General features: G+C 38.2%; 5 protein-coding genes. All 5 read right to left on the reverse strand.

Features of this window, described 5'->3' with window-relative positions; translation table 11 throughout:
* The coding region (locus tag AC1DPQ_RS16130) for a SusC/RagA family TonB-linked outer membrane protein (RefSeq protein ID WP_477610239.1) at positions 1 to 1,987 on the reverse strand (1,987 nt) is incomplete at its 3' end.
* A gap of 436 nt (positions 1,988 to 2,423) precedes the next feature.
* Positions 2,424 to 3,257, reverse strand: coding sequence for a M57 family metalloprotease (locus AC1DPQ_RS16135; protein ID WP_477610240.1), 834 nt, complete (start codon positions 3,255 to 3,257; stop codon positions 2,424 to 2,426).
* A gap of 171 nt (positions 3,258 to 3,428) precedes the next feature.
* Positions 3,429 to 3,968: a hypothetical protein gene (locus AC1DPQ_RS16140; RefSeq protein WP_477585756.1), complete on the reverse strand. Its 540-nt coding sequence runs from the start codon at positions 3,966 to 3,968 to the stop codon at positions 3,429 to 3,431.
* Between the two features lie 9 nt (positions 3,969 to 3,977).
* Positions 3,978 to 5,159, reverse strand: coding sequence for a chromate transporter (locus AC1DPQ_RS16145; protein WP_477610241.1), 1,182 nt, complete (start codon positions 5,157 to 5,159; stop codon positions 3,978 to 3,980).
* Between the two features lie 59 nt (positions 5,160 to 5,218).
* The coding region (locus AC1DPQ_RS16150; protein WP_477610242.1) for a helix-turn-helix domain-containing protein at positions 5,219 to 5,544 on the reverse strand (326 nt) is incomplete at its 5' end.

Consider the following 5,544-nt stretch of genomic DNA (forward strand, 5'->3'; position numbering starts at 1 on the left):
GCTTCACCATGCGTACCAGGTCGCCGACCAGGGCAGCCGGATCGGGCACGTGCTCGATCAGTTCCATGCAGCACACGGCGTCGAAACCTAAACTGTTACCAGATACGCCATAACCAGCACGAAGTTTTAGATCACTAATCACCGGAACCGACTGCATGAAATCTTCGCCAATAATTCTCCAGCCTGCAGAAACAGCCGGGAATAGACCCCAACGATTATTTTTTCCGAATGCGGAAGAGCCATCATCTCTTAAAGATGCCTGAAATAAATATTTCTCATTATAGTTGTACTGAACCCTGCCATAATATGAAATTAATCTTAAAGTAGATATTGGCGCATTATTAAAGGCTATTTGAGAGAGCAAACTTGGATTAGACAAAAACAGGTTGTTATAGCCTAAATTATCATTTGAAAAATTTTGTGTAGTTACGCCAAAACCGTCATTCGTTCTATCTTCTTGCCATGAATAACCTCCAAGCAATTTTAAACTATGTTTTCCAAAAGTTTTATCATAGTTGAAATAACCCTCTAAAACCTGGCTTTTGTTTAGGACATCAATTTTTTGCGCTTGTCCGTTTACGCCTCTGGCTAATCCCGATTGACTGTTTAAATAAGTACTGTAGTTATTTTGGTCTCTTTGAGAAGAAACGCTGGCTGTAAACTTTAGTCCATCAATGATATTTACCTGAGCCATACCATTAATCAACGTTTTATTGTTTAAGTTATCGATTACGTTATTATCAACAATTGATAATGGATTTCTGGTTCCACTCCCGGTGCGGTTGTAGTTCTCTTTATAGCTGCCATCAGTATTAAAAGGATTTACTGTTGGCAAATAGAAAAGCATATTTGGAAGTGCTTGTGATTGATATACATCAGAACTTTTCGAATTGCTATTAGTTATGGTTAAACCCAGTTTAAGCCTATCATTAAAAAACTTCTCGTTAAGGAAAGCACGAACAATTGTTCTTTTTAGCGATGTATTTTTAAGAATCCCTTTATTATCTAGGTAATTCACACTTGCACCATAATCYGATGTTTGACCAGCGCCACCGTAAGAAAGATTATGATTTTGAGAATAACCTGTTCTTTCCAAAAGTGATTGCCAGTTTGTGTCCGAACCATCATCATCTACAGCATTTAAAGTTTGCTTATTATCTGAAAGGTATTGTCTCAACTCAGGAGCTGAAAGCATATCATATTTTTTAGAAACTTTCTCTACGGCAGCATAACCGCTATAATTTAGGCGAGATTGGCCGCTTTTAGAACGTTTTGTGGTTACAATGATTACACCGTTTGCGGCTCTTGAACCATAAATGGCAGTTGAAGATGCATCTTTTAAAATGTCGATATTTTCTATGTCGGCCGGAGCCAATAAATCAATTGAAGCGCCAGGAACACCGTCGATAACGTAAAATGGCTCTTGTGCAGCACCTTCTCGTAAAGTGGACGGACCACGTAAAATAGTAGAAGGTTTAGCATTCGGATCGCCACTTTTAGTAACATTCAGACCTGCAACTTTACCTTGTAAAAGTTGTGCTGGGTTAACCAAAACACCTTGATTAAATTCTTCTGATTTTACAGAAGTTACCGCACCTGTTAAATCTTTTTTGTTAGCGGTACCATAGCCAATAACCACAACATCTTTCAGGGTTTGATTATCCGAAACAAGGATTACATTTATTTTAGCCTGGTTATTAACCGGAAATTCTTTGGTTAAACTTCCAAGTAAAGAAAATGTTAGTACATCAGATGGTTTTGCCTGAATGGTATAAACGCCATTAGTATCAGTTGATGTTCCTAAATTGCTGCCTTTTATTTTAACTGTTACGCCTGGTAATGGCTGGTTGGTTTCATCAACAACTTTACCCGTTATTGTTTTGCCGCCTTGAGCATGGGCATTTAATGAAAAGAAAAGGAGGATTGCAACAAGATATTGCCATTTGCCAATTAAAGACAAGTAGGTCTTTTTGTAGTTTTGTTTCATGAATGATTGGTTATGATTGTTTGGATCATTCACAGAAACAAACGATTGTTCTTGCCCTGTGAATTTCCCACAAAGATGCCTTAACCCGATTAGGGATTTTGTCAATTAGAATTAAGAAATTATTAAGAATTGTAAGGATAATTGAAAATAATGTTAAGGATTTTCAATTGATAGGTTCAGAATAAGGATTGAATTTAACACGATGATGTAAAGATGAAGTGGGCCACATGTTATTGATTGAAAAATGGTGATTTTTTTTCTGAATTATATTGTTCTTTGTTGTTTGTGCTATATTTGTGGTTTTTTTTAAGGCTCTTTCGTTAAAGCATAAAAAAAATACATTTTCCAGCCTTTTCAGTTCAAAAAAAAGAGGAAGACTTTTCAGCTCCCTCTTTTTTTATCTGATCTATACTTTTTTATTTGATCTGTATTTGGTTTATTTATAAAGGTAATTCATTGCAATTACATCATTTGCATTAAATGTACGATCGCCCCCGTTAGAGCAAGCCAGCATAAATGATTCTGCATCTGCTTTTGATGGTGTGCCTGGGATTTGTATCGCGCCAACTCCTGCTGTTCCTTCGTTAGAACGTCTTCCTCCACAGCTATATGCTCTGTTCATATAGTCTGTATGACGGAATCCTATACAATGTCCAACTTCATGTTGCAAAACTGAGGCTACATATAATAAATTAGGATTAGTTCCGTAGGCATTAACATTCGTATTCATTTTAACCTGATTAAATGGTTCGCCGCTTGAAGTAGGAAAACCAGATGAACCTAAAGTGATGTAACCACCACTTGGCCCTTCGTTAAATCCAAATACATCAATGTTACCTGTAGTACCTGTACTTGCCCTTTGAAAAGTCATGCGCAGGCCCAACGAATTGTACCTTGAAATCATCAGGTCAACAGCATCACTGTACACCTGTGGTAAATTTGTAACAGAAATTGTAATCACGCGTGGCAGTGCTTTAACAAGATTGGTTGTGCGGTACTGCTCGGTTTCAGCAATATTTAAATTAGGACTTAAAGACTTTTCATTTAAGTTGGCATCTGTTAGCAGAATGTCGCCTTCAACCAGGTAACCGTTATCAACTTTACGTGCATTTTCGACGCTAAATCCTAAGCTTTTTATTTGTTGTAAAGTACTTGCTGATATTTCGGCTTTGTTGTCAGTTTCTTCAGAAGTTTTGTTTTTCTTACAAGAAGATATGCAGAAAAATAAAGCGCATACCATGGTTAGTGATAAAAATTTGGTGTTTTTCATGTTTAAGTTAGTTTAGGTTAATATTTAATGATCAGATGAATCTAATATATAAACAAATTCTATGTAATCAAATAGTTACAATATTTTTCTGAACATTTATGTTTTACTACTACAAAGCGGCTTGCTTTAAGCCTTCACTTAACATCCAATACCATTTGTACCGTCACTTATTTAAAAACTAACACCCACCTGTAAACCCGTGGATAGTGATGCTGGTAAATTGTTGCCGAATCTCACAGGGAAAGGCAATGCAAGATACAGGCTCACATCTTTTCCTTTTTTTACAACCTGGTTCAAAACCGGTGTAAAGCCATAACGGCCATTGGTTTCAAATGCTGCACGACCTATAAAAGTAAAGCCATGTTTGAACCTGAACATTGCCCCCGGATGAAATAATACTGAACTTACCTTAGAAATATTATGTTCGGTACGGATACTCGGGGCAATCTCGAAACTGACCCCGAATTTATCACTCTTTAAAATGTTTATTCCAAATGGAAATGCAAGCGTGTATACATCCGAAAAGTTATCATGAAATCCATTTTTATCCCAGGAACCGATGGGGTGAAGCAAGCTGAAATAACCGGTTATCTTTGGATAAGCCTGGTTTTGACCCGTTTGTTGCGCTTTTGTTGATAAATTTAGTAACGTAGTGAAAACAAGTAGAAATATACTGTGCTTAATTGGCGGTTTTGTAGAAATTTTATACATAATGAGAAGTTAGAAGAATTTAATGAGTAGTCCTATCGCAGCCGCTACACCAATGATGTAGGGTTCTTGTAATTTTTTGATGTAGATAAGTGAAAGTATAGCTGCTACTGCGATCAATGCTGTTGGAATGTCTTTTATAGAACGCATACCGATCACAATTACTGAACCAACGAGTGCACCAATCACAGCGGCAGTAATTCCTTCAACGAATGTTTTAACGCTATTATTTTTTGCAACCTTTTTGAAAGAGGGTGCTAAAGCTACTGTGAAAATGTAGCAGGGCAGAAAAGTAGCTAACGCCGCAACACAGGCCCCTGGAAACCCTGCGACAAGATAACCGATAAATCCTACTGTAATTACTACGGGCCCAGGCGTGATCATGGCAACTGCCACCGAGTCTACGAACTGAGCCTCCGTTAACCAACCAAATTCCTTTACTACGCCACCATGCAGGAAAGGTACAATGGCCAGTCCGCTACCAAATACAAATGTTCCTGCCTTAACGAAAAACCAGCCAATATCTTGTAAGGTCTTGCTTTCATAGTGCCAAAAACCAGTACTGAACAATATTCCTGCGTGGAGAGTTGAAGGCTTTTTAATCCATTGTGGTGGGGCCTTAATGAGCATATACAGGATGCCGCAAGCTAGAAAAAGTAAGATTTGCTCTTTTTCGGTAACCACGGTGATCACGATTCCAATGATATAGAACACCCATAAAAGCCATTTGGATTTGATGGCAGCAAGTTCCAGTTTGCTGATTGATTTAATGGTAAGTTTATAAGCACTCATGGTAATGATACCGATTACGGCGGCGCCTACACCATAAAATACTGCTTGCATCCATGCCAGCCCACCATATTGCTGGTAGGCCATACCAAGCAAAACCACCATGATGAAGGATGGCAGTACAAAGGCTAAACCTGTTAAAGTAGCGCCAATTAAGCCATAGTGTACAAAACCGATATAGATACCCAACTGCGCGGCAAGAGGCCCGGGCGCCAGTTGCGCAAGCGCTAGCCCTTCTTTATATTCTTCCTCGCTCAGCCAGCCTTTCTGCTCAACCAGATCACGCTGCATATAGCCTACCAGCGCAACGGGACCGCCAAAGCCCCAAGTACCCAATTTTAGGAAATACGTTGTAATTTCGGCTAATGAGTATAGCGGTTTGGCTTTATCTGTTTGTTCTTTCATCAGCAAATTGTATTTTATTACAATATTGCTTATTCGTAAGGCACTATAATTGTACGGATTTAACTATTTGTATCCGTTTTACCTTTTTGGTGTTTTTTTCTGTAAAACGACGGGTTTTCTCCGGCTTGTTTCTTAAAGATTCTATTAAAGTGACTCTGGTCTGAAAATCCGGTAAGATAGGCAATCTCGGTTAATGAATATGTTGTTGTTTCTATCAATAGCATAGCCTTTTCAATCCTCATCTTCCGTATATAATCTCCAAAAGACAGATTATCAAAATACTTGGAAAACTCGCGGGATAAATAGGCTGGATTAATTTCCAATTCATCTGAAGCCTGCTGGAGACTTAAAGACATATTCGTATCCATCTGATCCTGTATCATTT

This window comes from Pedobacter sp. 01T416_2, from assembly GCF_056398925.1.